Origin of the sequence: Nocardioides marinisabuli (assembly GCF_013466785.1) — a bacterium.
In the GTDB taxonomy this organism is placed as follows: domain Bacteria; phylum Actinomycetota; class Actinomycetes; order Propionibacteriales; family Nocardioidaceae; genus Nocardioides; species Nocardioides marinisabuli.
Map to the genome: position 1 here is coordinate 1,837,125 of NZ_CP059163.1, position 25,364 is coordinate 1,862,488.

Here is a 25,364-nt window from a genome sequence, read left to right on the forward strand (position 1 = left end):
GTGCTTGACGAGTGTGACCGCGGCCACCTACCGTGACGGCATCGATTAAAACGTTTCAAAAGGAGGAGTCATGGCAGACGCCACGCTGGTGCTCCAGGACGTGACCAAGTCCTTCGGCGCCGTGGCCGCCCTGCGGTCGGGCAGCCTGACGGTGCGCCCGGGCTCCATCCACGCCCTCGTGGGCGAGAACGGTGCCGGCAAGTCGACCCTGGTCAAGATCGTCTCGGGAGTGCACCGACGCGACGGTGGGCGGTTCGCCTTCCAGGGTCGCGACGCCGACTTCTCCTCGACGGCCGAGTCGAAGGCGGCCGGCATCGCGGTCATCTACCAGGAGCCGACGCTCTTCCCGGACCTCTCGGTCACCGAGAACATCTTCATGGGCCGCCAGCCGTTGGGCCGGGGTCGACGCATCGACCGCGCGCGGATGCACAGCGAGGCAACCGCCCTCTTCGATCGCCTCGGGGTCGCTCTCGACCCGCGCCGCCCCGCCCGCGGCCTCTCCATCGCCGACCAGCAGATCATCGAGATCGCCAAGGCCATCTCGCTCGACGCGGCCCTGCTGGTCATGGACGAGCCGACCGCCGCGCTGAGCGGTGTCGAGGTCGAGCGGCTCTTCGCGGTCGCGCGGAGCCTGCGCGACGAGGGGCGGGCGCTGGTCTTCATCTCGCACCGCTTCGACGAGGTCTTCGACCTGTGCGACACCGTCACCGTGATGCGCGACGGCGAGTACGTCTCCACGCACGCCATCGCCGAGACCGACGTCGAGAGCATCGTCGGGGAGATGGTCGGTCGCGAGGTCGGCGAGCTCTTCCCCAAGACCCCGGCCCCCCTGGGTGACGTTGTCCTCGACGTCGAGGGGCTCTCCTCCGCCGGCGTCTTCCGCGACGTCTCCTTCCAGGTGCGGGCCGGCGAGATCGTCGGCCTGGCCGGACTGGTCGGCGCCGGACGCAGCGAGATCGCCCGAGCGGTCTTCGGTGTCGACGGCTACGACAGTGGCGCCGTCCGGCTCGGCGGGACGCCGGTGGCGCGCAGCAACCCCCGCGCAGCCATCCGGGCCGGCATGGCCTTCGTGCCCGAGGACCGTCGCAAGCAGGGTCTGGTCACCGAGGGGTCCGTGGCGCGCAACGTGGCCGGCGTGATCCGCCGCGGCCTGACCCGCGCGGGGCTGCTCACCTCGGCCGCCGAGAACCGTGCGGCCGCCCCGTGGGCGGCGCGGCTGCAGGTCAAGACGAGTGCCCTCGACATGGACGCCACCACGATGAGCGGCGGCAACCAGCAGAAGGTCGTGATCGCCAAGTGGCTGGCCACCCAGCCGCGGCTGCTGATCATCGACGAGCCCACCCGCGGCATCGACGTGGGGACCAAGGCGGAGGTGCACCGGCTGCTCTCCGACCTGGCCGGCCAGGGGATGGCGATCGTGATGATCTCCTCCGAGCTCCCCGAGGTCCTCGGCATGGCCGACCGCGTCCTGGTCGTCTGCGAGGGGCGCATCACCGCCGAGCTCGACCGCGCCGAGGCCACCCCCGAGAAGGTCATGCACGCGGCCACCCGCACCGGCCCGACCCCCGGGTCCACCCCGACCGCGACCGAGGAGGTGCCGGTGTGAGCACCGCACTGGTCAACGATCCCGCCACCCCGACCCGAGGTGCCCGCGGCACCCAGCTGCTCGGCGCGCTGCTGCGTTCGCGCGAGCTCGCGGTGCTGGTGGTGCTGCTGCTCATCGTGCTCGGCACGACCCTGAAGAGCAACGGATTCCTCTTCAGCTCCGACGGCTTCCGCAACCTGCTGGTGACCCCCTCGCTGCTGCTGCTCCTGGCGGTGGGCCAGACCCTGGTGATCGTCACCCGCAACGTCGACCTCTCCGTCGGGTCGGTGCTCGGCCTCACGGCGTACCTGACCGGCCGCCTCTTCGCCGACAACCCGGGCATCCCCGTCATCGCGGTCTTCGCGGCGGGCCTGGCCATGGGGGCCCTGCTCGGGCTGGTCAACGGGGTGCTGGTCGCGTTCGGCCGGGTGCCGGCACTCGTGATCACCCTGGGCACCCTCTACATCTACCGCGGCATCTTCCTCACCTGGGCCGGCAGCGACCGGATCAACGCCTCCGACATGGACCCGGGCTTCCTGGCCCTGGGCACCCGCAGCATTCTGGGCATCCCGGTGTTGACCCTGATCGCGCTCGGGGTGCTCGCGGCGGTCGGCTACTACCTGCACACCGCCCGGGGCGGCCGTGAGCTCTACGCCATCGGCTCCGACCCCGACGCAGCGACGCTCTACGGCCTGAGGGTCACCCGCCGCGTGCTGGTCGCGTTCGTCCTCAGCGGGGCCCTCGCCGGCCTCGCCGGGGTGGTGTACGCCGCTCGCTACGGCACCGTCAGTTCGGGGGCCGGCTCCGGCATCGAGCTGCAGGCCGTGGGGGCGGCCGTCATCGGCGGCGTGGCCATCTTCGGGGGCAGCGGCACCGTGTGGGGCGCCGCCATCGGCGCCTTCCTCCTGGTCACCATCAACCGGGCGCTGCCCATCGTCGGCATCTCCGACTTCTGGCAGCGCGCCGTGGTCGGCGCCCTCATCCTCGCCGCCATCGTCCTGGACCGGGTGCTGGCCAACCGCCAGGAGCGCCGCCTGCGGGAGCAGCAGGGTTCGAGCGCCGCCGAGGCGGCACCGCCCGGACCCGACGGTCCGCCCGTGCCGGCGGGACCGACCGACCCCACGACCCACCACGACGAGGAGGCCCGCGCATGAGCGCCCCCACGCTGAGCGACGCGCCCACCTCCCGCGAGCCCCGCAGCGAGCGGACCTACCCGGCGTACTCCCGGCCCCTGTGGCGCCGCGCGCTGCTGACCCGCGAGTTCGCGGTGGTCGCGCTCCTCGGGGTCGTCTACCTCTACTCGTTCAACGAGGTCCCCGCCTTCGACGGGCCCCTGACGCTGTACTACCTCTTCCTCGACATCGCCCCGATCCTGCTGATCGCGATGCCGATGACGATGGTGATCATCACCGGCGAGATCGACCTGTCCGTCGCCAGCGTCGTCGGGCTCTCGAGCGTGCTGACCGGCGTGCTGCACCAGGACGCCGGACTGTCGATCCCGGTGGCCGCCCTGGTGGCGGTGCTGGTCGGTGGGCTGTGCGGCGCCTTCAACGGCTTCCTGGTCGCCTACGTCGGACTGCCCTCGCTGGCCGTCACCATCGGCACGCTGGCGCTCTATCGCGGGATCGCGGTGGGGCTGCTCGGCACCACCGCCGTCACCGGCTTCCCCGATCGATGGACCGACCTGGCCAAGCAGCGCATCGTCGAGGGCTCGAGCTGGCCGATGATCCTGGTCCCGTTCCTGCTCCTGCTGCTCTTCACGACCTGGCTGCTGCACTTCTCGACCTTCGGGCGCGGCGTCTACGAGATCGGTCTCAACGACGAGGCGGCCCACTTCACCGGGGTGAACGTCGAGCTCACCAAGTTCTGGCTGTTCGTCTTCGCCGGCGCCGTGGCCGGGTTCGCGGGTGTCTACTACACGCTGCGCTACGGCAGCGCCCGCGGTGACAACGCCACGGGGCTGGAGCTGCAGGTCATCGCAGCCGTGCTGCTCGGCGGCGTGTCGATCTTCGGTGGTCGGGGCGCCCTGCACGGGGTCGTGGCCGGGGCGGTGCTCATCGGCGTCATCTCCAGCGCGATGCGCCTCGAGAACCAGACCGTCAACCTCATCAACATCGTCATCGGGGTGCTCCTCGTGCTCTCCGTGACCTCCACCAGCTTCCTCGCCTGGGCCTCGGGTCTTGCCGCGGGCAGGAGGCGGGCGCGGTCGACCGACCGTTCTCGCACGTCGTCCGGCTGACGGCGACCGACCCACCTCTGCACAGCACCAGACAGCACGACACAGCACCCGACAGCACCGGGCGGACCGGGCTGCACCGACGAAAGGGCACCACCATGAAGCTCCACAACCGACGCGCCTCGGGCCTCGCGGCTCTCGCACTCGCCGCGGGCATGAGCCTGACCGCCTGCGGCGGCGACGGCGACGCCGCCCCCGGCTCCGACGGCGGCGACGGTGACGTCACGGTCACGATGCTGCCCAAGAACCTCGGCAACCCCTACTTCGACACCAGCACCTCCGGTGCCGAGAAGGCCGGCGACGAGCTGGGCGTCACCGTCGAGGAGGTCGGCCCCGACGCCGCCTCGCCCGAGGCCCAGGTGCCCTTCATCAACACCGCCGCCCAGCAGGGCGTCGAGGCACTCGTCGTCTCGGCCAACGACCCCACCGCGATCTGCGACGCGCTCGACGAGGCGCGCAGCGCCGGCACCAGCGTCGTCACCTTCGACTCCGACACCGATCCCGAGTGCCGCGACATCTACGTCAACCAGGCCGACGCCGGGGGCATCGCCCAGGTGCAGGTCGACCTGATCGCCGAGCAGATCGGCGACAAGGGCGAGGTGGCGGTGCTCTCGGCCGCCGCCAACGCCACCAACCAGAACGCCTGGATCGAGCTGATGGAGGCGGAGATCGAGGAGAACCACCCCGACATCGAGCTCGTCGACGTGGTCTACGGCGACGACGACGACCAGAAGTCCTTCGACCAGACCGCAGCGCTGCTGCAGCAGTACCCCGACCTGGCCGGCATCATCTCGCCGACCACGGTGGGCATCTCCGCCGCTGCGCGCTACCTCTCGACCTCGAACGCCAAGGGCAGGGTCTCGCTGACCGGCCTCGGCACGCCCAACCAGATGCGCGAGTACGTCGAGGACGGCACCGTCGAGGCGTTCGCACTGTGGAACCCCGCCGACCTCGGCTACCTGGCGACCTTCACCGCCGCCGCGCTGGCCAACGGCGACATCGAGGGCGAGGAGGGCGACACCTTCGAGGCCGGCCGCCTGGGTGAGTACACCGTCGGCGCCGACGGGGTGGTGCTGCTCGGCGACCCGTTCGTCTTCGACGGCGAGAACATCGGCGACTTCGACTTCTGAGTCGTCGGCCCGCTACCCACCCACCCGCCGGAACAGGGAGACCGCCGTGCCGCGCTACTGCTTCACGCTCCAGGTCAGGAAGGACCGGATGACGGAGTACGTCCAGCGGCACCGCGCCGTGTGGCCCGAGATGTGCCAGGCCCTCCACGAGACCGGCTGGCGCAACTACTCCCTGTTCCTGCGGGAGGACGGTCTGCTGGTCGGGTACGTCGAGTCCGACGACCTGGCCGCCTCGCAGACCGCGATGGCCGCCACCGAGGTCAACGCCCGGTGGCAGGCCGAGATGTCGCCGTTCTTCGTCGGCATCGACGCCCGCCCGCCCGACGAGGGGTTCTGGCTGCTCGAGGAGGTCTTCCGCCTGGACGACCAGCTCGCGCCCGCCCCACCTGCCCCACCCGCCGTACCCGCCACCTCGCTACCCGGATCGAGAGCTGACCATGACTGACTTCGCCGCCATCGCGCCCCTGCTGGAGGGCCAGGCCATCGAGCTGCCCTCCTGGGCCTTCGGCAACTCGGGGACCCGCTTCAAGGTCTTCGGCACCCCGGGGACCCCGCGCTCGGTCCAGGAGAAGATCACCGACGCCGCGACCGTGCACCGCTTCACAGGGCTGGCGCCGAGCGTCGCCCTGCACATCCCCTGGGACCTCACCGACGACTGGGCGGCGCTGAGGGCGCACGCTGAGGAGCAGGGGGTCGCCCTGGGCACGATCAACTCCAACACGTTCCAGGACGACGACTACAAGCACGGTGCCCTGACCCACACCGACCCCAAGGTCCGGCAGAAGGCCATCGACCACCACTTCGAGTGCATCGACGTGATGCACCAGACCGGCAGCCGGGACTTGAAGATCTGGCTGGCCGAGGGCAGCAACTACGCGGGCCAGGCCGACCTGCGCGGCCGCCAGGACCGGCTCGCGGAGTCGCTCGCCACGATCTACGAGCGCATCGGCGAGGAGCAGCGCCTGGTGCTGGAGTACAAGTTCTTCGAGCCGGCGTTCTACCACACCGACGTCCCCGACTGGGGCACGTCCTACGCCCAGGTCGCGGCGCTCGGGGAGCGGGCCGTGGTCTGCCTCGACACCGGTCACCACGCCCCCGGGACCAACATCGAGTTCATCGTCATGCAGCTGCTGCGGCTGGGGAAGCTCGGCTCCTTCGACTTCAACTCCCGCTTCTACGCCGACGACGACCTGATCGTGGGCTCGGCGGATCCCTTCCAGCTCTTCCGGATCCTCTTCGAGGTGATCCGGGGCGGCGGCTACGGGCCCGCCAACCCCGACGGCCACAGCGACGTCGCCTTCATGCTCGACCAGTGCCACAACGTGGAGGAGAAGATCCCCGGGCAGATCCGCTCGGTCCTCAACGTGCAGGAGATGACCGCCCGGGCGCTCCTGGTCGACCGTGTGGCCCTGGCCTCGGCCCAGGAGGCCGGTGACGTCCTCGGTGCTCACGAGGTGTTCATGGACGCCTTCAGCACCGACGTGCGCGCCGACCTGGCCGCCTGGCGCGAGGAGCGTGGCCTGCCCGCGCACCCGATGCGCGCCTACGCCGAGTCCGGCTACCAGCAGCAGATCGAGTCCAGCCGCGTCGGCGGCACCCAGCTCAGCTGGAACTGACCCTTCCCCTTAGGACGTGAAAGGCATCATGACCAACCCCACCCCGAGCACCGCCGCCGCGCTGATCGCGCGCTCCAACCGTCTCGGCGCCGACCCCAAGAACACCAACTACGCGGGCGGCAACACCTCGGCCAAGGGTTCCGAGACCGACCCGGTCACCGGCGAGCCCGTCGAGCTGCTGTGGGTCAAGGGGTCCGGCGGAGACCTGGGCACCCTGACCGAGAAGGGCCTGGCCGTGCTGCGGCTGGACCGGATACGCGCCCTCGTCGACGTCTACCCCGGCGTCGAGCGCGAGGACGAGATGGTCGCCGCCTTCGACTACTGCCTGCACGGCAAGGGCGGTGCCGCGCCGTCGATCGACACCGCGATGCACGGCCTCGTCGACGCCCCGCACGTCGACCACCTGCACCCCGACTCCGGCATCGCGATCGCGACCGCGGCCGACGGGCAGGAGCTGACCACCACGATCTTTGGCGACCGCGTCGTCTGGGTGCCGTGGCGCCGCCCCGGTTTCCAGCTCGGCCTCGACATCGCCGAGATCAAGGAGAAGAACCCGCAGGCGGTCGGCTGCATCCTGGGCGGGCACGGCATCACCGCTTGGGGCCAGACCTCCGAGGAGGCCGAGGCGAACAGCCTGTGGATCATCGACACCGCCGCGGCGTACATCGACGAGCACTCACGGCCCGAGCCCTTCGGCCCCGCCCTCGACGGGTACGCCGCCCTGCCGGCGGACGAGCGGCGCGCCAAGGCCGCCGCGCTCGCCCCCACCATCCGCGGCATCGCCTCGATCGACCGCCCCATGGTCGGTCACTTCACCGACTCCGACGTGGTGCTGGACTTCCTGGCCGCCTCCGAGCACCCCCGCCTGGCTGCCCTGGGCACCTCCTGCCCCGACCACTTCCTGCGGACCAAGGTCAAGCCGCTCGTGCTCGACCTGCCCGCCGGCGCCGGCGTGGAGGAGAGCATCGCCCGGCTCAAGGAGCTGGCGAGCGCCTACCGCGAGGACTACCAGGGGTACTACGACCGCCACGCCACCGCCGACTCGCCCGCCATCCGCGGCGCCGACCCACTGATCGTGCTGGTGCCGGGCGTGGGCATGTTCAGCTTCGGCAAGGACAAGCAGACCGCGCGCGTGGCCGGGGAGTTCTACACCAACGCCATCAACGTGATGCGCGGCGCCGAGGGACTCTCGACGTACGCCCCCATCGACGAGGCCGAGAAGTTCCGCATCGAGTACTGGGCCCTCGAGGAGGCCAAGCTGCAGCGGATGCCGAAGCCGAAGCCGCTCGCCACCCGGATCGCCCTGGTCACCGGTGCTGCCGGCGGCATCGGCCGGGCCACTGCCCAGAAGTTGGCGGCCGAGGGCGCCTGCGTGGTCGTCGCCGACCTCGACCTCGCCAGGGCCGAGGCCGCCGCCGCCGAGATCGGTGGTCCCGACGTGGCGATCGGGGTGGCCGCCGACGTCAGCAAGGCCGACGCCGTGCAGGCCATGGTCGACGCCGCGGTGCTCGCCTTCGGCGGCCTCGACCTGGTCGTCAACAACGCCGGGCTGTCGTTGTCGAAGTCGCTGCTCGAGACCACCGAGGCCGACTGGGACCTGCAGCACGACGTGATGGCCAAGGGCTCGTTCCTCGTCTCGAAGGCCGCGGCCAAGGTGCTCATCGAGCAGGAGATGGGCGGCGACATCGTCTACATCTCGTCGAAGAACTCCGTCTTCGCCGGCCCCAACAACATCGCCTACTCCGCCACCAAGGCCGACCAGGCCCACCAGGTGCGGCTGCTGGCCGCCGAGCTCGGCGCCCACGGGGTCAAGGTCAACGGCGTCAACCCCGACGGTGTCGTGCAGGGCTCGGGGATCTTCGCCTCGGGCTGGGGCGCCAACCGTGCCGCGGTCTACGGCGTCGAGGAGAAGGACCTGGGCAAGTTCTACGCCCAGCGCACCATCCTCAAGCGCGAGGTGCTGCCCGAGAACATCGCGAACGCGGTCTTCGTGCTGTGCGGGCCCGACATGACGCACACCACCGGCCTGCACGTCCCGGTCGACGCAGGCGTCGCCGCGGCCTTCCTCCGATGACGGGCGGGGACGCCGGGGTGCGGGTCGCGGCCGTCGACCTGGGCGCCACGAGCGGCCGGGTCATGGCCGGCACCGTCACCCCGGCGACCCTGCGCCTGGAGGAGGTGCACCGCTTCCCGAACGGTGGCGTGCGTGCCGGTGGCGCGCTGTTCTGGGACGTGCTGGGCATCCACCGCGAGATGCTGGTCGGGATCGCCGAGGTGGCCCGCACCGGACGCCTCGACGGCATCGGCATCGACTCCTGGGCCGTCGACTACGGGCTCCTGGACCGCGACGGCCAGCTGTTGGGCAACCCCTACAGCCACCGCGACACCCGCACCGACGGGGTCATGGCCCGGGTGCTGGAGCAGGTCGGCGCCGACGAGATGTACGCCGTCACGGGGCTTCAGCAGCTGCCGTTCAACACCATCTACCAGCTGGTGGCGGCCCGGGGGACTGCAGCGCTGGAGTCGGCCGACTCGCTGCTGCTGCTGCCCGACCTGCTGGGCTACTGGCTCACCGGCGAGGTCGGCGCCGAGCGCACGAACGCCTCGACCACCCAGCTCTACGACGTCACCACCCAGGACTGGTCGGTCGAGCTGGCCAAGCGGGTCGGCCTGCCGTGGGCGGTGCTGCCGCCGCTGCGCGACCCCGGGTCCGTCGTCGGCCCCCTGCTCCCCGACCTGGCCGAGCAGGTGGGCGCCGACCCCGGCACACCCGTGGTGGCCGTGGGCTCGCACGACACCGCCTCGGCGGTCGTCGGGGTGCCGGCCGAGGGTGACGACGTCGCCTACATCTCCTCGGGCACCTGGTCGCTGGTCGGCCTCGAGCTCGACCGTCCGGTCCTCACCGAGGCGGCGAGGCTGGCCGACTTCACCAACGAGGGCGGCGTCGACGGCACCATCCGCTTCCTGAAGAACGTGATGGGGCTGTGGGTGCTCTCGGAGTCGGTGCGCCAGTGGCAGCACAAGCGCGTCGCCGGTGCCGACCTGGCCACGCTGCTCGACGCGGCCGCGGGCCTGACCCCGCTGCGCACGGTCGTCGACATCAACGCCCCGCGCCTGCTGCCACCCGGCGACATGCCCGCCCGCATCCGGGCGCTCGCCCACGAGGCCGGCGAGCCGGTGCCACAGACACCGGCCGAGGTGACCCGCACGATCCTCGACTCGCTGGCGCTGGCCTACCGGCGCCACCTGCGCAGCGCCGCCGAGCTCTCGGGCCGCTCCTTCGACATCGTGCACGTGGTGGGCGGCGGGTCGCAGAACCACCTGCTGTGCCAGCTCACCGCCGACGCCCTGGGCGTGCCGGTGCTCGCCGGACCCGCCGAGGCCGCGGCCCTGGGCAACGTGCTCGTGCAGGCGCGGGCGCTCGGCGCCGACCTGCCCGACCTGGCGGCGATGCGCGCGCTGGTGCGGCGTACGCACGAGCTGCGACGCTTCGAGCCCCGCCCGGGTCTCGACTGGGACGCCGCCGAGGCGCGCGTGGTGCGGCCCTGATGACAAAGCGCGTCCCCACCCCGGAAGGTGGTCCCATGCGAGTCGCCCTGTCGGTCACCTGCGTCAACGACGCGATGTTCCCCGAGACCGGCAAGGCGGTCGTGCGGCTCCTGCGACGCCTCGGCTGCGAGGTCGACTTCCCGCGCGCCCAGACCTGCTGCGCCCAGCCGATGGTCAACACCGGCTACCTCGACGAGGCGGTCCCGGTGGTGCGGACCTACGTCGACGCCTTCGCCGGGTACGACGCGGTCGTCACCCCGAGCGGGTCGTGCGCCGGGTCGGCGCGTCACCAGCACGCGCTGGTGGGCCGTCGTGGCGCCGAGAACGGCAGCGACCCGGGGCTGGGGGCGGCGGTGGCGGGTGCGCCGCCGACGTACGAGCTCTCGGAGTTCCTGGTCGACGTGCTGGGCGTGGTCGACGTGGGGGCCTACTTCCCGCACACGGTGACCTACCACCCGACGTGCCACTCGCTGCGGATGCTGGGGGTCGGTGACCGGCCGCGGCGGCTGCTGGAGGCGGTGCGGGGGCTGCGGCTGGTCGAGCTGCCCGGCGCGGAGGAGTGCTGCGGGTTCGGCGGCACCTTCGCGGTGAAGAACGCCGACACGTCGGTGGCGATGGGCGCCGACAAGGCGCGGCACGTGCGCTCGACCGGCGCCGAGGTACTTGTCGCGGGCGACAACTCCTGCCTGATGCACGTGGGCGGGGTGCTGTCGCGGCAGCGCTCGGGGGTGCGGGTGGTGCACCTGGCCGAGGTGCTGGCGGCCACCGAGGGCGCGGAGGGACAGTCGTGAGTGGGACGTTCGTGGGGATGCCGGCCTTCCCGGAGGCGGCGCGCGCGGCGCTGGGCGACACCCAGCTGCGCCACAACCTGGCGCACGCGACCGGGGTGATCCGCGGCAAGCGGGCGGCCGTGGTCGGCGAGCTGGAGCAGGCCGGGATCTGGGAGGACCTCCGACTGGCCGGGGCCGCGGTCAAGCAGCGAGCCCTCGACGACCTGGCCACCCACCTCGAGGAGCTGGAGCGCACCCTCACCGCGGCGGGTGCGACCGTGCACTGGGCGCGCGACGCCGCCGAGGCCAACGCGGTCGTGGCCGAGGTCGCCCGGGCCCACGGGGCCGACGAGGTCGTCAAGGTCAAGTCGATGGCGACCCAGGAGATCGGCCTCAACGAAGCGCTCGAGGCCGAGGGGATCGCGGCGTGGGAGACCGACCTCGCCGAGCTGATCGTGCAGCTGGGCGAGGACCTGCCCTCGCACATCCTGGTGCCGGCCATCCACCGCAACCGTGCCGAGATCCGCGAGATCTTCCTGCGCCGCATGGCCGACGTCGGCCGCCCCGCCCCCGCCGGCCTGACCGACGAGCCCGCCGTGCTCGCCGGGGCCGCCCGCGAGCACCTGCGCGAGAAGTTCCTGCGCGCCAAGGTCGGCGTCTCGGGGGCGAACTTCGCGGTGGCCGAGACCGGCACCCTGGTGGTGGTGGAGTCGGAGGGCAACGGGCGGATGTGCCTGACCCTGCCCGAGGTGCTCGTCAGCGTGGTCGGCATCGAGAAGGTGGTGCCGACCTGGGCCGAGCTCGACCCGCTGCTGCGGCTGCTGCCGCGCTCCTCGACCGGGGAGCGGATGAACCCCTACACCTCCACCTGGTCGGGCACCACGCCCGGCGACGGGCCGCAGGAGGTGCACGTGGTGCTCCTCGACAACGGACGCACCCGCGCGCTGGCCGACGAGACCGGGCGCCAGGCGCTGCGCTGCATCCGCTGCTCGGCCTGCCTGAACGTCTGCCCGGTCTACGAGCGCACCGGCGGGCACGCCTACGGCTCGGTCTACCCCGGCCCGATCGGGGCGATCCTCAACCCGCTGCTGGCCGATCCCGACGAACCGGATGCGGCCGCCCGGGCGCAGACCGATTCGCTGCCCTACGCCTCGTCGTTGTGCGGGGCCTGCTTCGAGGCCTGCCCGGTGCGCATCGACATCCCCGAGGTGCTGGTGCACCTGCGCTCCAAGGTCGTCGACTCCCACCGCGCCGACCGGGTGCCGAAGGCCGAGGCGGTGGCGATGAGGGCCGCGGCCTGGGTCCTCGCCGACGCCTCGCGCCTGGGTCTGGTCGAGAAGGCCTCCGGTCTGTCGGGCCGGGTGCTGTCGCGGCTCTCGCGCACCACGCTGCCCGGCGGTCGCGCCGCGGCGGGCCGCCTGCCCGGTCCGGGCGCTGCGGCCTGGACCGGCGCCCGCGACCTGCCCGCCCCGCCGGCGGAGTCCTTCCGGGCCTGGTGGGCCCGCACCGGCGGTGGGAGCGGTGAGCCGGCAACCGACCTGCCGAGCCGGACGGTTGCCGACGCACCGCCCCCGACGACGCCGTACGACGCCCCGCACCCGGTCGCTGCGCCGGCGGTGAGCCCACAACCGAACGCGGCCCCCGGGCGGGTGCCACCTCACCGCTCCGACGACAACCTCGACGCCCCCGCCGACCCGACCGGTGCCAGAGCCGAGGTCCTGGGGCGGGTCCGCACGGCGCTCGAGGGGGTCGCCCCGACGCCGGAGCCGGTCGTGGCCCCGGTCGGCACTCCGGGCTCGCCCGCCGAGGTCGTCGACCTGTTCGCCGAGCGGGTCGCCGACTACCGCGCCGTGGTCGAGCGGGTCGGGGCCGACGACCTCGCCGACCACCTGGCGTCGCTCTTCGCGCCGACCGACCGGGTCGTCGTGCCGCCCGGGACCGACCCGGCGCTGCTCGCGGCGCTGGGCGAGCGGGCCGTGGCCGACGACGACCTGTCGGCCGCCGACCTCGACGCCCTCGACGCCGTGGTCACCACCGCCAGCGCCGGGGTCGCCGAGACCGGCACGATCGTGCTCGACCACGGGCCCGGGCAGGGCCGCCGGGCGCTGAGCCTGGTGCCCGACCGGCACGTGTGCCTGGTGCGCGCCGACCAGGTCGTGCCCGACGTCCCCGACGCGGTGGCCCGGCTGGCCGCAGCGGTGGAGGACGGCCGCGCGCTGACCTGGATCAGCGGCCCCTCGGCCACCAGCGACATCGAGCTCGACCGGGTCGAGGGCGTCCACGGCCCCCGCCGGCTGCACGTCGTCGTCGTCGAGGACCGCGCGTGAGCGCGGCGCCGGTCCGCAACTGGGCCGGCAACCACGGCTACCGGTTCGGGGCCTTCGCCGAGCCGACGAGCCTGGCCGAGCTCCAGGAGGTGGTGTCGCAGGCCGAGCGGGTGCGGGTGCTCGGCACCGGCCACTCCTTCAACGCCCTGCCCGACACGACCGGCACGCTGGTCTCGCTGCGCCGGATGCCCGACGCGGTGCGCGTCGACCCGCAGCGGGCGGTGGCCGCCGTGGGCGGGGGAGTGCCGTACGCCCGGGTGGTCACCGAGCTGCACCGGCGCGGCTGGGCGCTGCCCACCACCGGGTCGCTGCCCCACATCTCCGTGGCCGGCGCCGTCGCCACCGGCACCCACGGCTCGGGCGTGGGCCACCAGGTGCTGGCGGGCCCGGTCTCGGCGATCACCACGGTGCTGGGCGACGGCTCGCTGCACACCGCCCGCCGCGGCGAGCCCGGCTTCGAGGGCCACGTGGTCGCCCTGGGCGCCACCGGGGTCGTCGTGGACCTCGAGCTCGACCTGGTCCCGACGTACGACGTCGTCCAGCAGCTGCACCCCGGGCTGACCTGGCGCGACCTGCTCGCCGACCCGGCGGCGGTGCTCGCGCTCGGCAGCAGCGTCAGCGTGTTCACGCTCTGGAGCGGCGCCGACGACGAGCCCGTGGGCGAGGTGCTGGTCAAGCAGCGCACCGACGCGGACCCGGCCACCACCCCCGGGCGCGAGCGGCTCCTCACCCGCCTGGGCGACCCGCGGCCCCCCGAGGCCCCCTCGAGCGTCCTGGGCGACGGCGACAACCTGACGCCGCGCGGCAGCGCCGGGCCGTGGCACACGCGGATGCCCCACTTCCGCCACGACCGCGAGCCCAGCTGGGGCGACGAGCAGCAGAGCGAGTGGTTCGTGCCGCTCGAGCGGGCCGCCGAGGCGGTGGCCGCGGTGCGCTCGGTCGCCGACGTCCTCGCCCCGGCCCTGATCGCCGGCGAGCTGCGCAGCATCGGCGCCGACGACATCTGGCTCTCGATGGTCCACGGCCGCGACTCGCTGGCGCTGCACTTCACCTGGCGCAACGACGACGCCCTGGTCGGCGAGGCCGTCCGCGCGGTCGAGGCCGCGCTGGCGGCGTACGACGCCCGCCCGCACTGGGGCAAGGTCGCCGGTCCGGTCGACGTCGACCGGCTCTACCCGCAGGCGGCCGACTTCCGCCGCCTGCGGCGCTCGCTCGACCCCGCCGGCGTGTTCCTCAACGACCACCTGGAGCGCCTCGGCCTGGCCTGACCCCGGGCCCGACCGGGCAGCCGGTGGGCGCCGTTCCACCCCATCCGGGTGCCCGACCGGGCCGGAACGGTGGGAAGCAGGTCCCGCCAGGCGGGCGAAACGGCCGCAATCGGGCACCACTCGGGCATCCGGTTACCGCCATCCGGACTCGCCACGCGCATGTGACGAGGGGCACCATGGAGGTGCACCGCCCGACGTGACACCAGTCACAGCCCGACTCGGCCCGATCGGGCACACCCGGAGAGGAGATCGACATGGAAGCCGTCCGGCGCCAGCGCGAGATCCTCGACCGGGCCCGCTCCGACGGCCGGGTCGACGTCGTCGCCCTGGCCAACGACCTGGGCGTCGCCCCCGAGACCGTGCGTCGCGACCTGCGCCACCTGGCCGACCGCGGGGTCGTCCAGCGGGTGCACGGCGGGGCCTACCCCGTCGAGAGCGCCGGCTTCGAGAGCGACCTCGCCGCCCGGACCCTCAGCGGGGTCAGCCAGAAGCGCCGGGTGGCCGCGGCCGCCGCCGAGCACCTCGAGGGCGCCGAGACCGTCTACGTCGACGAGGGCTTCACCCCGCAGCTGGTGGCCGAGGCGCTGCGGCCCGAGGGGCCGCTGACCGTGGTCACCTCCTCTCTGCTCACCGCCACGGCGCTGGCCGGCCAAGCCGGCGTGACCGTGCTGGTGCTCGGCGGCCGGGTGCGCGGGCGCACCATGGCCACCGTCGACCACTGGGCCACCAGGATGCTCGACGACCTCGTCATCGACCTGGCCTTCCTGGGCTCCAACGGCGTGTCCCGCGAGCACGGGCTGACCACCCCCGACCCGGCCGTGGCCGCGGTCAAGAACCTGGTCGTCCAGCGCTCGCGACGACGCGTCTTCGTCGGGGTCGCCAAGAAGTTCGGGGTCTCGAGCTTCTGCCGCTTCGCCGACATCGCCGACTTCGAGGCGCTGGTGACCGACACGGGTCTCAGCGCCACCGAGGCGCACCGCTACGCAGCACTCGGACCCCAGGTGGTGCGCGCCTAGCCGGCGCGTCCCTCTCCCGCTGACCGTCGTCCGACGGTCGGCCTGCCGGCCACGCCCGTGACCGGTGCCAGACCGCACACGCACGACCTCATGGAGGACCGAAGATGGGCACCACGACAAAGCGGCTCGCCGCAGCCGCCATCGCACCCGCGGTGGCAGGCCTCGTACTCAGCGGATGCGCAGGCGCCGGTGGGGGCGGGGAGGCCGGCACCGACGGGGAGGGTGGCGCGATCACCGTCCTCATGGTCGGCAACCCGCAGATGCAGGACATCCAGCAGATCACCGAGGACACCTTCACCGCCGACACCGGCATCGAGGTCAACTACACGGTGCTGCCCGAGAACGAGCTGCGCGACAAGGTCACCCAGGACGTCGCCACCGGCGCCGGGCAGTACGACGTGGTCTCGGTGGGCGCCTACGAGGTGCCGATCTGGGCCAAGAACGGCTGGCTCAAGCCGCTCGACGAGTACGTCGAGGGCGACGACGACTACGACGTCGACGACCTGCTCGACCCGATGATCGCCTCGCTGTCCTCCGACGACCAGCTCTACGCGCTCCCCTTCTACGGCGAGTCCTCGTTCCTGATGTACCGCAAGGACGTGCTCGAGGACGAGGGCCTCGAGATGCCCGAGCGGCCCACCTGGGACGAGGTCGCCGACATCGCAGCCGAGGTCGACGGCGCCCAGCCGGGCATGAAGGGGATCTGCCTGCGCGGGCTGCCGGGCTGGGGCGAGATGTTCGCCCCGCTCACCACGGTGGTCAACACGTTCGGTGGCACCTGGTTCACCGAGGACTGGGAGGCCCAGGTCGACGGCCCCGAGTTCACCGAGGCCGTGCAGTTCTACGTCGACCTGGTGCGCGAGCACGGTGAGGCCGGCGCCTCGCAGGCGGGCTTCACCGAGTGCCTCAACGCGATGAGCCAGAGCAAGGTCGCGATGTGGTACGACGCCACCTCGGCCGCCGGCTCCCTGGAGGACCCCAAGGTCAGCAACGTGGCCGGGAAGATCGGCTACGCCTTCGCGCCGGTCAAGGAGACCGACTCCAGCGGCTGGCTGTGGACCTGGTCGTGGGCGATGCCCGAGACCACCACCAACTCCGACGCGGCCGCCGAGTTCATGAAGTGGGCCACCTCGAAGGAGTACGAGCAGACCGTCGGCGAGGAGCTCGGCTGGTCGCGGCTGCCCGCGGGCAAGCGTGAGAGCACCTACGAGATCCCCGAGTACCAGGAGGTCTCGGAGGCCTTCGGCCCGATCACGCTGCAGGCCATCGAGGAGGCCGACCCGACCGACCCGGGCGTCCAGCCCCGCCCGACCGTGGGCGTCCAGTTCGTCGGCATCCCCGAGTTCGCCGACCTCGGCACCAAGGTCTCGCAGGAGATCTCGGCCGCCATCGCCGGCAGGGGCACCGTCGAGGAGGCGCTGGCCCAGGGCCAGGAGCTCGCCGAGGAGGTCGCGGCCGAGTACCAGTGACCACGCCCGGGCGGGTCGGCGCGAGCCGGCCCGCCCGGTCCCCGCGCCGGCGTCGCCGACGTAGACCCCGCTCCACCCGCCCCATCTCGCACCACGTCGAGACCGCCCGACCGGAGGACGCATGAGTGCCACCGCCACCCCGGCGCCGGAGGACCAGGCCCGTTCGGGCCACCGCTCCCGCCCGCCTCGCCACGAGCTGACCCGCGCCCAGAAGTGGCGTCGCCGCGGCCCGCTGATGCCGGCGCTGATCTTCACGATCATCGTCACCCAGCTGCCGTTCCTGCTCACCATCGCCATCTCGACGCTGAACTGGAACGTGCTGCAGCCCGGGGACAAGAACTTCCTCGGGATGGGCAACTTCAGCTCGTTCGCCGGGTTCGACAACTACCGGACCGTCTTCACCGACAGCCGGCTGCGCGACGCCGTGGTCAACACCATGGTGCTCACCGTCTCGGTGGTCCTGATCAGCATGCTGCTGGGCCTGATGCTCGCGCTGCTGCTGGACCGCAAGTTCCCCGGTCGCGGCCTGGCCCGCACGCTGCTGATCGCACCGTTCCTGGTGATGCCGGTGGCCTCCGCGCTGATCTGGAAGCACGCCCTCTACAACCCCGACTACGGCCTGTTCAACGGCACGCTCAACTGGGTCTGGCAGCTGTTCGGGGCCGAGGAGGGACCGGTCATCGACTACGTCTCGACCTTCCCGATGCCGGCGGTCATCGCCGCGCTGGTCTGGCAGTGGACGCCGTTCATGATGCTGATCCTGCTCGCCGGGCTGCAGTCGCAGCCGGGTGACGTGCTCGAGGCCGCCAAGATCGACCGGGCCTCGGGGATGCAGACCTTCCGCTTCATCACCCTGCCGCACCTGCGCCGCTACATCGAGCTGTCCATCCTGCTCGGCTCGATCTACGTCCTGCAGACCTTCGACGCCATCTTCACCATCACCCAGGGCGGCCCCGGCTCGGCGACGACCAACCTGCCCTACGAGATCTACCTGACCCTGTTCCGCAAGTTCGAGTACGGCGAGGCCGCTGCGGCCGGCGTCGTGGTCGTCATCGGCTCCATCGTCGTGGCGACCTTCGCCCTGCGGGTCATCTCGTCCCTCTTCAGCGAGGAGCACCAGCGATGAGCACACGAACCCCCGCCCAGGCCGACCCGCTCGACGCCCACGGCGCCGACCCCGGCGACGTCGCCGAGGGCATCGCGCCACCGCGGCCCAGAAGCGCCGCCGCCGGCGCAGCAGCGGCGGCGACGGCGATCGGGCCGGGTGGCGCTGGGCCACGCTGGCCTGGGTGCTGACCCTGCTCTTCGTCGCCCCGGTCTTCTGGATGGTCCTGACCTCGTTCCACCAGGAGTCCGACGCCGCGACCAGCCCGCCGTCGATCTTCGCGCCGCTGAGCTTCGACAACTACGCGGCCGTCTTCGACCGGGGGGCCAGCACCTTCCTGATCAACTCCGCGATCGCCAGCGGCGTCTCGACGCTGCTGGTCCTGATCCTGGCGGTCCCGGCGGCGTACGCGCTGTCGATCCGGCCGGTGGAGAAGTGGACCGACGTGATGTTCTTCTTCCTCTCCACCAAGTTCCTGCCGCCGATCGCCGCGCTGCTGCCGGTCTACCTGATCGTCAAGCAGATCGGTGGGCTCGACAACGTCTTCACGCTGGTCATCCTGTACACGGCGATGAACATGCCGATCGCGGTCTGGATGATGCAGTCCTTCCTGGCCGAGATCCCGCCCGAGATCCTCGAGGCCGCCCAGGTCGACGGTGCCGGCTTCCTGCGCACCGTGTGGAGCATCGTGACGCCGATGGCCTCGCCGGGCCTGGCCGCGACCGCGCTGATCTGCTTCATCTTCAGCTGGAACGAGTTCATGTTCGCGGTGAACCTGACGGCCACGGTCTCCGCGACCTCGCCGATCTTCCTGGTCGGGTTCATCTCCAGCCAGGGCCTGTTCCTGGCCAAGCTGTGCGCCGCGGCCACCCTGGTCTCGCTGCCGGTGATGATCGCCGGGTTCGCAGCGCAGGACAAGCTCGTCCGCGGTCTGTCCCTGGGAGCCGTCAAGTGAGCGCTGCCACCACCGCCCGCACCCCCCTGCGCCAGGACACCCTGGCGCAGGTGGGGGAGCGGGTCCCCGTCCCGACGTACGACCGCGGCGCGCTGCGCCACGGGATCGCCCACCTCGGCGTGGGCGGCTTCCACCGCGCCCACCAGGCGATGTACCTCGACGAGCTGATGAACCGCGGGGAGGCGCTCGACTGGGCCATCACCGGCGTCGGGCTGATGCCCGGCGACGCCCGGATGGCCGAGGCGATGGCCGCCCAGGACTGCCTCTACACCGTGGTGGTCAAGCACCCCGACGGCTCGCGGGAGCCCCGGGTGGTCGGCTCGATGGTCGACTACCTCTTCGCCCCCGAGCGCGGGGCCGAGGTGCTCGACCTGCTCGCCGACCCCGCCACCCGCATCGTGTCGCTCACGGTCACCGAGGGCGGCTACCACGTCCACCAGGTCACCGGCGAGCTCGACGCCGACGACGACGGGCTGCGCCACGACCTCGCGCTGGCCGACGGCGAGCTGCCCGTCACCGCGTTCGGGTACGTCGTCGAGGCGCTGGCCCGCCGCCGGGCCGCCGGCACGGCGCCGTTCACGGTGATGTCGTGCGACAACATCCAGGGCAACGGCCACGTCGCCAGCCGGATGCTCACCGCGTTCGCGCGGCTGCGCGACCCCGCGCTGGCCGACTGGATCGCCGCCGAGGTGCGCTTCCCCAACTCGATGGTCGACCGGATCACCCCGGTCACCACCCCCGAGGACCGCGAGGACCTGGCCGCCCACTCGGGCGTCGCGGACGCCTGGCCGGTCGTCTGCGAGCCGTTCACCCAGTGGGTGCTGGAGGACGACTTCGTCGGGGGCGATCGCCCGGCGCTCGAGGACGTCGACGTGCAGGTGGTGCCCGACGTGACGCCGTACGAGCTGATGAAGCTGCGGCTGCTCAACGCCGGTCACCAGGCGCTGGCCTACCTCGGCGTGCTCGCGGGCTACACCTACGCCCACGAGGCGGCCGCCGACCCGCTCCTGGAGCGCTACCTGCTCGGCTACATGGAGCAGGAGGCCAGCCCGACGCTGGCGCCGCTGCCCGGGCTCGACCTCGACGCCTACCGGCACCGGCTCATCGAGCGCTTCGCCAACCCCGAGATCCGCGACACCCTGGCCCGGCTGTGCGCCGAGAGCTCCGACCGCATCCCCAAGTGGCTGCTGCCGGTGGTCCGCGAGCGGCTCGCGGCCGGTGGCGAGGTGCGGCACGCCGCGCTGACGGTGGCCGCCTGGTCGCGCTACGCCGAGGCGGTCGACGAGCAGGGGCAGCCGATCGAGGTCGTCGACCGGCGCCGCGACGCGGTGCTGGCGCGGGCCCGTGCCCAGGCGGAGGACCCGCTGGCCTTCCTGCGCGACCCCGACCTCTTCGGCGACCTCGTCGACGAGCCGGGGTTCACCGGCCCCTACCTCGAGGCACGCGCGCTGCTGCACCAGGTCGGCGCCAAGGAGACCCTGCGCCGCTGGGTCGGCTGATTTCGCCCGAGCGCGGCGCCTCCGGTACATTCACCGGCGGTGGCGTGTCCGAGAGGCCGAAGGTGCATCACTCGAAATGATGTGTGGGGAAACCCACCGTGGGTTCAAATCCCACCGCCACCGCCAGCTGGGCCGAACGCCCCGGAGCACCGCTCCGGGGCGTTCGTCGTGCGTGGGGTGGACCCACCGGCGGCGCCGCACCGGGCAGGATGTGCGCCGTGAACCTCTTCGAGCTCGACGGCAAGCGACCCTCCGTGCACCCCGAGGCCTGGGTGGCCCCCACCGCGACCCTCATCGGCGAGGTGGTCGTCGAGAAGGACGCCAGCATCTGGTACGGCGTCGTGGTGCGCGCCGACGTCTGCTCGATCGTGGTGCGCGAGGGCACCAACGTGCAGGACAACTCGGTGCTGCACGCCGCCCCCGGCGAGCACCTGGTCATCGGCCCGAACGCCACGATCGGGCACGGCTGCGTCGTGCACTGCAGCGAGGTGGGCGAGCAGGCGCTGGTCGGCAACGGCTCGACGCTGCTCGACGGGGCCCGCATCGGCGGCGGCACCCTCGTCGCGGCCGGGTCGGTGGTCACCCCGGGCACCGAGATCCCCGCCGGCGTGGTCGCGGCCGGCGTCCCGTGCAAGGTGGTCAAGCCGATCGAGGGCACCAGCTCCCAGCAGTGGGTCGAGCACAACGCGGCCGGCTACCAGGAGCTGGCCCGCCACCACGCCACGAGCGCCCGGCGGGTCGAGGGCTCGTGAGCCCGGCGGCGTACGACCCGGAGCCGGGGGCGGTGCGGGTCGAGGTCGACGGCCCGGTCACCACGGTGGTCCTGCACCGCCCGCACGCCCGCAACGCCGTCGACGGACCCACCGCCACCGCGCTGGCCGACGCATTCCGTGCCTTCGAGGCCGACGAGACCCAGCACGTCGCGGTGCTGTGGGGCGACGGCGGCACGTTCTGCGCCGGCGCCGACCTCAAGGCCGTCGGCACCGAGCGGGGCAACCGGGTGCTCGACCCGGCCGACGGGGTCGACGCGCCGATGGGGCCGACCCGGATGCGGCTCTCGAAGCCGGTGGTCGCCGCCATCGAGGGGTACGCCGTCGCCGGCGGCCTCGAGCTCGCCGCCTGGGCCGACCTGCGGGTGGCCGCGACCGACGCCGTCCTGGGTGTCCTCTGCCGGCGCTGGGGCGTGCCGCTCATCGACGGCGGCACGGTGCGCCTGCCGCGCCTCATCGGCACCAGCCGGGCCCTCGACCTGGTGCTCACCGGCCGCGAGGTCGGCGCCGAGGAGGCCGAGCGGATCGGCCTGGTCAACCGCCTCGTGGCCCCCGGCACCGCGCGGGCCGAGGCCGAGGCCCTGGCCCACCACCTCGCCGCGCTGCCCCAGGAGTGCCTGCGCCGCGACCGGGCCTCGGTGCTCGACCAGCACGGTCTCGACGAGGAGGCCGCCCTGGCGGTCGAGCTCGACCACGGCCGGGTCTCCCTCGCGGCCGGGGCCCTCGACGGGGCCGCCCGCTTCGCCGCTGGCGCCGGCCGGCACGGCGGGCCGGTCTGACGGCCGAGCAGTCACTTTCGAACCATCCACCGGTCACTTGTGAACCCGGCGCGTCCACCCGGGTGGACCGGAAGTGACTGCTCGAGGGTTCAGAAGTGACTGCTCGGCCGTCAGGTGAGGGGGCGGGCGCAGACGGCGACCAGCGTGCCCGAGGCCGTCCCCTCGTCCGCCGCCCAGCCGCGCTCGAAGTCGACCATCCGCAGGGCGCCCTCCTCGGAGCGCAGCACCGCCGAGGCCGGTACGGCGCCGTCCTCGAGGCCGGCCGTCGAGCACCCGTGCAGCGTCATCAGCCGGTCCAGGCGGTCACTCGTGGGGTCGGAGGGTGAGACCGAGGGGGAGGGGGCGCCGGTGAGGGTGCCGGTCAGCACGGCGACGACCGCCAGCACGGCGCCGAGCTTGACCGCGCCCAGCAGGAGACGCCTGCGGGGGCCGGGGGAGGGGCGGGGGGAGCTCACTGCCTCGATTTTACTCGCGCGGTGGTGACGGGTAGGGCTCATGCGTCCTCGGCCGCCCGGGTGCCGAGGCACACCGCGACGAGGGTCCCGGGCCGCACCCCCTCGTGGGCCGCCCAGCCGCGGGCGAAGCCCACCACCCGCAGCTGCCCGCGGGGGGTGCGCAGCAGGGCGGCCGAGGGCAGGGAGCCGTCGAGGAAGCCGGTGGTGGAGCAGCGGTGGTCGGCCATCAGGTCGGCACCTGGGCGACCGGGTCGGGGCCCGCCGGGGACGCCGGCTCGGCCTGGCCGTGCACGCCCAGGGCGACGCTCACCACCGTCGCGAGCGCGCCCCAGCGGAACAGGCGCAGCCCGCGCAGCACGGCCCGCGACGGGGCGGGGGCGACGAGGCGGTCGGGGACGGGCACACGGGTCCAACGAGCCAGGGTGAGCCGGGTCACGAGCCGGTCCGGCCCAGGCGTGGGACAGGATGGGCCCATGACCTGGTTCAGCTCGCCGACCGACGCCGCCGACCGCCTGGGTGCGACCGGCTACCTCACCGACGCGGCGACCGCGACGACGACGTACCTGGCGGGGGCGCTGGAGAAGCCGCTGCTCATCGAGGGCCCGGCCGGTGTCGGCAAGACCGAGCTGGCCAAGGCGGTGGCCCGCGCGAACGGCGCCGAGCTGGTGCGGCTGCAGTGCTACGAGGGGCTCGACGAGGCCCGCGCGCTCTACGAGTGGAACTACAAGAAGCAGCTGCTGCGCATCCAGGCCAGCCAGGGAACCGACGCGTCGTGGGACGAGACCCACGACGACATCTTCACCGACGAGTTCCTGCTGACCCGGCCGCTGCTCACGGCGATCCGCCGCGAGGAGCCGACCGTCCTGCTCATCGACGAGGTCGACAAGACCGACGTCGAGGTCGAGGGGCTGCTGCTCGAGGTGCTCTCCGACTTCCAGGTCACGATCCCCGAGATGGGCACCGTGGCCGCGGTGCGCCGCCCGTTCGTGGTGCTGACCTCCAACGCGACCCGCGAGCTGTCGGAGGCGGTCAAGCGCCGCTGCCTCTACCTGCACCTGGACTACCCCGACTCCGAGCGCGAGCGCGAGATCGTCGTCTCGCAGGTGCCCGGCCTCGAGGAGGCGGTCGCCACCCAGCTCGTCGCCATGGTCGCGCGGCTGCGCGAGCTGGAGCTGAAGAAGGCGCCGTCGATCGCGGAGTCCGTCGACTGGGCGCGCACCCTCATCGCCCTCGAGATCAGCGACCTCGACGACGCGGCCGTCAACGCGACGCTCGGCGTGGTGCTCAAGCACGTCTCCGACCAGGAGCGCGCGGTCAAGGAGCTGCGCCTCGACCGCGCGGGGCGCTGACCCACGATGAGCATCCCTGATGACGCTTCCCCGCACCCTCCCGGGGCGCGCTCGGGCCTGCTCGACCGCCACATCTCCTTCCTCGAGGCGCTGCGGGCGGCCGGGCTCCCGGTCTCGCTGGCCGAGGACCTCGACGCCGTCGCGGTGCTGACCGCGCTGCCGTGGGACGACCGGGCCGTCGTGCGCGAGGGGTACGCCGCCGCCGTGGTCAAGCGGCACGCCCAGCGCGCGACCTTCGACGCGCTCTTCGACCTCTACTTCCCGCGCCTGGTGGGCGACGGGTCCACCCGGCTCGACGGTGGCGAGGGCCCCGACGGACCCGACGGCTCCGACAGCCCCGACAGCAGTACCCAGGACGCCGACGAGCGGCCGGTCGTGCCGGGCTCGCGCGACAACGCGGAGGCGCTGCGCGACTTCCGCGAGCGCCTCGAGGCCGCGATGGCCGCCGGCGACGAGGAGCAGCTGGCCCGCCTGGCCGCGGAGGCCGTGGGCCGCTTCGGCGCGATGCCCGGGCGGGGGCCGGGGCTCTCGTCGTGGTCGGCGTACACCGCGCTCCAGCGGGTGGCGCCCGGCGAGATCGTCGAGCGCCTGGTGCAGGGCCTGCTGGCCGAGGGCCGCGGCGAGGAGGAGGCGCAGCGGGCGGCGGGGCAGCGCGTCGGCGACTTCACCCGCCGCGTCGAGGCCGACGCGCGGCGCCGCATCGGCGAGGAGAAGGGCGCCGACCACGTGGCCCGCACCGCCCTGCGCCCGACCATCGACCGCCTCGACTTCCTGCAGATGCGGCGCAGCGACCTGGAGCAGATGCGGCGCGAGATCTACCCGCTGGCCCGCCGGCTCGCGACCCGGCTGACCCAGGAGCACCACGCGCAGCGCCGCGGTCCGCTCGACTTCCGCCGCACCGTCCGGGCCTCGGTGTCGACCGGCGGGGTGCCGCTGACCACCCACCACAAGCCCAAGCGGCCGCACCGCAGCGAGCTCGTGGTGCTCTGCGACGTCTCCGGCAGCGTCGCCAACTTCGCGCAGTTCACCCTGCTGCTGGTCTTCGCGCTGCGCGAGCAGTTCACCAAGGTGCGCGCCTTCACCTTCATCGACCACATCCACGAGGTCACCCACCACTTCAAGCCGGGCGCCGACGTGGTCGACGTGATGGCAGACCTGGCCGCGAGCGCCTCGCACGCCGCGCTGTGGGGGCGCACCAACTACGGGCGCGCCATCGACAAGTTCGCCGAGCAGCACGCCGACGCGATCGGCCCGCGCACCTCGCTGCTGGTCCTCGGAGACGCCCGCTCCAACTACTCCGACCTGGCCCTCGACACCCTGGCCGACCTGGCCGGGCAGTGCCGCCACGCCTGGTGGCTCAACCCCGAGCACCGGCGCCACTGGGACACCGGCGACTCCGCGGCCAGCCGCTACGCCGAGGTGGTGCCGATGGTGGAGTGCCGCAACCTCACCCAGCTCTCCGAGCTGGTCCACGACCTGCTGTGAG

The 25,364-nt window shown here is 72.8% G+C and carries 24 protein-coding genes and 1 tRNA gene; 22 read left to right on the forward strand and 3 right to left on the reverse strand.

The genetic code is table 11. From position 1 onward, the window contains the following. The first annotated feature begins 70 nt into the window (after positions 1 to 70). The 20 genes from H0S66_RS08815 to H0S66_RS08910 all read left to right on the forward strand — a co-directional run bounded on the left by H0S66_RS08815 (position 71) and on the right by H0S66_RS08910 (position 22,074). Entirely contained in the window at positions 71 to 1,606 is a 1,536-nt protein-coding gene (locus tag H0S66_RS08815; RefSeq protein WP_179615064.1) for a sugar ABC transporter ATP-binding protein, read from the forward strand. After that, positions 1,603 to 2,739, forward strand: a complete 1,137-nt coding sequence (locus H0S66_RS08820; protein ID WP_219633638.1) for an ABC transporter permease — start codon at positions 1,603 to 1,605, stop codon at positions 2,737 to 2,739. The genes H0S66_RS08815 and H0S66_RS08820 overlap by 4 nt, the downstream gene beginning before the upstream one ends. After that, positions 2,736 to 3,824 carry an ABC transporter permease gene (locus H0S66_RS08825; RefSeq protein WP_179615065.1) on the forward strand — a complete coding sequence of 363 codons (1,089 nt, stop codon included), beginning with the start codon at positions 2,736 to 2,738 and terminating at the stop codon, positions 3,822 to 3,824. Before H0S66_RS08820 ends, H0S66_RS08825 begins: the two co-directional genes overlap by 4 nt. Before the next feature lie 95 nt (positions 3,825 to 3,919). After that, positions 3,920 to 4,951 carry a rhamnose ABC transporter substrate-binding protein gene (gene rhaS, locus H0S66_RS08830; protein WP_179615066.1) on the forward strand — a complete coding sequence of 344 codons (1,032 nt, stop codon included), beginning with the start codon at positions 3,920 to 3,922 and terminating at the stop codon, positions 4,949 to 4,951. A gap of 88 nt (positions 4,952 to 5,039) precedes the next feature. Continuing rightward, a complete protein-coding gene (locus H0S66_RS08835; protein WP_218876265.1) occupies positions 5,040 to 5,396 on the forward strand; it encodes an L-rhamnose mutarotase in 357 nt (118 codons plus the stop codon). Next, the gene (gene rhaI / locus H0S66_RS08840; protein WP_179615068.1) at positions 5,389 to 6,567 is read left to right on the forward strand and encodes an L-rhamnose isomerase; all 1,179 of its coding nucleotides are present in this window, start codon (positions 5,389 to 5,391) and stop codon (positions 6,565 to 6,567) included. Before H0S66_RS08835 ends, rhaI begins: the two co-directional genes overlap by 8 nt. Positions 6,568 to 6,595: 28 nt before the next feature. Next, positions 6,596 to 8,641: a bifunctional aldolase/short-chain dehydrogenase gene (locus H0S66_RS08845; RefSeq protein WP_179615069.1), complete on the forward strand. Its 2,046-nt coding sequence runs from the start codon at positions 6,596 to 6,598 to the stop codon at positions 8,639 to 8,641. Beyond that, a complete protein-coding gene (locus H0S66_RS08850) occupies positions 8,638 to 10,116 on the forward strand; it encodes a rhamnulokinase (RefSeq protein WP_179615070.1) in 1,479 nt (492 codons plus the stop codon). Before H0S66_RS08845 ends, H0S66_RS08850 begins: the two co-directional genes overlap by 4 nt. Beyond that, positions 10,116 to 10,907 carry a (Fe-S)-binding protein gene (locus H0S66_RS08855; RefSeq protein ID WP_420846870.1) on the forward strand — a complete coding sequence of 264 codons (792 nt, stop codon included), beginning with the start codon at positions 10,116 to 10,118 and terminating at the stop codon, positions 10,905 to 10,907. The genes H0S66_RS08850 and H0S66_RS08855 overlap by 1 nt, the downstream gene beginning before the upstream one ends. Beyond that, complete coding sequence (locus H0S66_RS20435) at positions 10,904 to 13,213, forward strand: LUD domain-containing protein (protein WP_179615072.1); 2,310 nt, start codon at positions 10,904 to 10,906, stop codon at positions 13,211 to 13,213. Before H0S66_RS08855 ends, H0S66_RS20435 begins: the two co-directional genes overlap by 4 nt. After that, positions 13,210 to 14,481 carry an FAD-binding protein gene (locus tag H0S66_RS08865; protein ID WP_179615073.1) on the forward strand — a complete coding sequence of 424 codons (1,272 nt, stop codon included), beginning with the start codon at positions 13,210 to 13,212 and terminating at the stop codon, positions 14,479 to 14,481. The genes H0S66_RS20435 and H0S66_RS08865 overlap by 4 nt, the downstream gene beginning before the upstream one ends. A 254-nt stretch (positions 14,482 to 14,735) precedes the next feature. After that, positions 14,736 to 15,497, forward strand: coding sequence for a DeoR/GlpR family DNA-binding transcription regulator (locus tag H0S66_RS08870; RefSeq protein WP_179615074.1), 762 nt, complete (start codon positions 14,736 to 14,738; stop codon positions 15,495 to 15,497). 104 nt (positions 15,498 to 15,601) lie between these two features. Then, complete coding sequence (locus H0S66_RS08875) at positions 15,602 to 16,966, forward strand: ABC transporter substrate-binding protein (protein ID WP_179615075.1); 1,365 nt, start codon at positions 15,602 to 15,604, stop codon at positions 16,964 to 16,966. 121 nt (positions 16,967 to 17,087) lie between these two features. Beyond that, the gene (locus H0S66_RS08880; protein ID WP_179615076.1) at positions 17,088 to 18,092 is read left to right on the forward strand and encodes a carbohydrate ABC transporter permease; all 1,005 of its coding nucleotides are present in this window, start codon (positions 17,088 to 17,090) and stop codon (positions 18,090 to 18,092) included. Continuing rightward, a complete protein-coding gene (locus H0S66_RS08885) occupies positions 18,089 to 18,262 on the forward strand; it encodes a hypothetical protein (protein WP_180923872.1) in 174 nt (57 codons plus the stop codon). The genes H0S66_RS08880 and H0S66_RS08885 overlap by 4 nt, the downstream gene beginning before the upstream one ends. After that, positions 18,256 to 19,026, forward strand: coding sequence for a carbohydrate ABC transporter permease (locus H0S66_RS08890; protein ID WP_258017179.1), 771 nt, complete (start codon positions 18,256 to 18,258; stop codon positions 19,024 to 19,026). The genes H0S66_RS08885 and H0S66_RS08890 overlap by 7 nt, the downstream gene beginning before the upstream one ends. Next, on the forward strand, positions 19,023 to 20,525 hold the full coding sequence (locus H0S66_RS08895; RefSeq protein WP_179615078.1) for a mannitol dehydrogenase family protein: 1,503 nt from the start codon (positions 19,023 to 19,025) through the stop codon (positions 20,523 to 20,525). The genes H0S66_RS08890 and H0S66_RS08895 overlap by 4 nt, the downstream gene beginning before the upstream one ends. Positions 20,526 to 20,563: 38 nt before the next feature. Next, positions 20,564 to 20,651, forward strand: a tRNA-Ser gene (locus H0S66_RS08900). A 92-nt stretch (positions 20,652 to 20,743) separates the two neighbouring features. Continuing rightward, the gene (locus H0S66_RS08905; protein WP_179615079.1) at positions 20,744 to 21,277 is read left to right on the forward strand and encodes a gamma carbonic anhydrase family protein; all 534 of its coding nucleotides are present in this window, start codon (positions 20,744 to 20,746) and stop codon (positions 21,275 to 21,277) included. Then, complete coding sequence (locus H0S66_RS08910) at positions 21,274 to 22,074, forward strand: crotonase/enoyl-CoA hydratase family protein (RefSeq protein ID WP_179615080.1); 801 nt, start codon at positions 21,274 to 21,276, stop codon at positions 22,072 to 22,074. Before H0S66_RS08905 ends, H0S66_RS08910 begins: the two co-directional genes overlap by 4 nt. A 110-nt stretch (positions 22,075 to 22,184) precedes the next feature. Here the strand turns inward: H0S66_RS08910 and H0S66_RS08915 are convergent, their stop codons facing one another. The 3 genes from H0S66_RS08915 to H0S66_RS08925 are packed head-to-tail and all read right to left on the reverse strand — an operon-like array spanning position 22,185 to position 22,932. Then, the gene (locus tag H0S66_RS08915; protein WP_179615081.1) at positions 22,185 to 22,529 is read right to left on the reverse strand and encodes a hypothetical protein; all 345 of its coding nucleotides are present in this window, start codon (positions 22,527 to 22,529) and stop codon (positions 22,185 to 22,187) included. A gap of 38 nt (positions 22,530 to 22,567) precedes the next feature. Further along, positions 22,568 to 22,756: a hypothetical protein gene (locus tag H0S66_RS08920; RefSeq protein WP_180923874.1), complete on the reverse strand. Its 189-nt coding sequence runs from the start codon at positions 22,754 to 22,756 to the stop codon at positions 22,568 to 22,570. Next, entirely contained in the window at positions 22,756 to 22,932 is a 177-nt protein-coding gene (locus tag H0S66_RS08925) for a hypothetical protein (RefSeq protein WP_180923876.1), read from the reverse strand. The genes H0S66_RS08920 and H0S66_RS08925 overlap by 1 nt, the downstream gene beginning before the upstream one ends. Positions 22,933 to 23,002: 70 nt before the next feature. Here H0S66_RS08925 and H0S66_RS08930 point away from each other — a divergent pair, with 70 nt between their 5' ends. Further along, positions 23,003 to 23,878 carry an AAA family ATPase gene (locus H0S66_RS08930; protein ID WP_179615083.1) on the forward strand — a complete coding sequence of 292 codons (876 nt, stop codon included), beginning with the start codon at positions 23,003 to 23,005 and terminating at the stop codon, positions 23,876 to 23,878. 6 nt (positions 23,879 to 23,884) lie between these two features. After that, the gene (locus tag H0S66_RS08935) at positions 23,885 to 25,363 is read left to right on the forward strand and encodes a vWA domain-containing protein (RefSeq protein ID WP_179615084.1); all 1,479 of its coding nucleotides are present in this window, start codon (positions 23,885 to 23,887) and stop codon (positions 25,361 to 25,363) included. The last annotated feature ends 1 nt before the right edge of the window (position 25,364 follow it).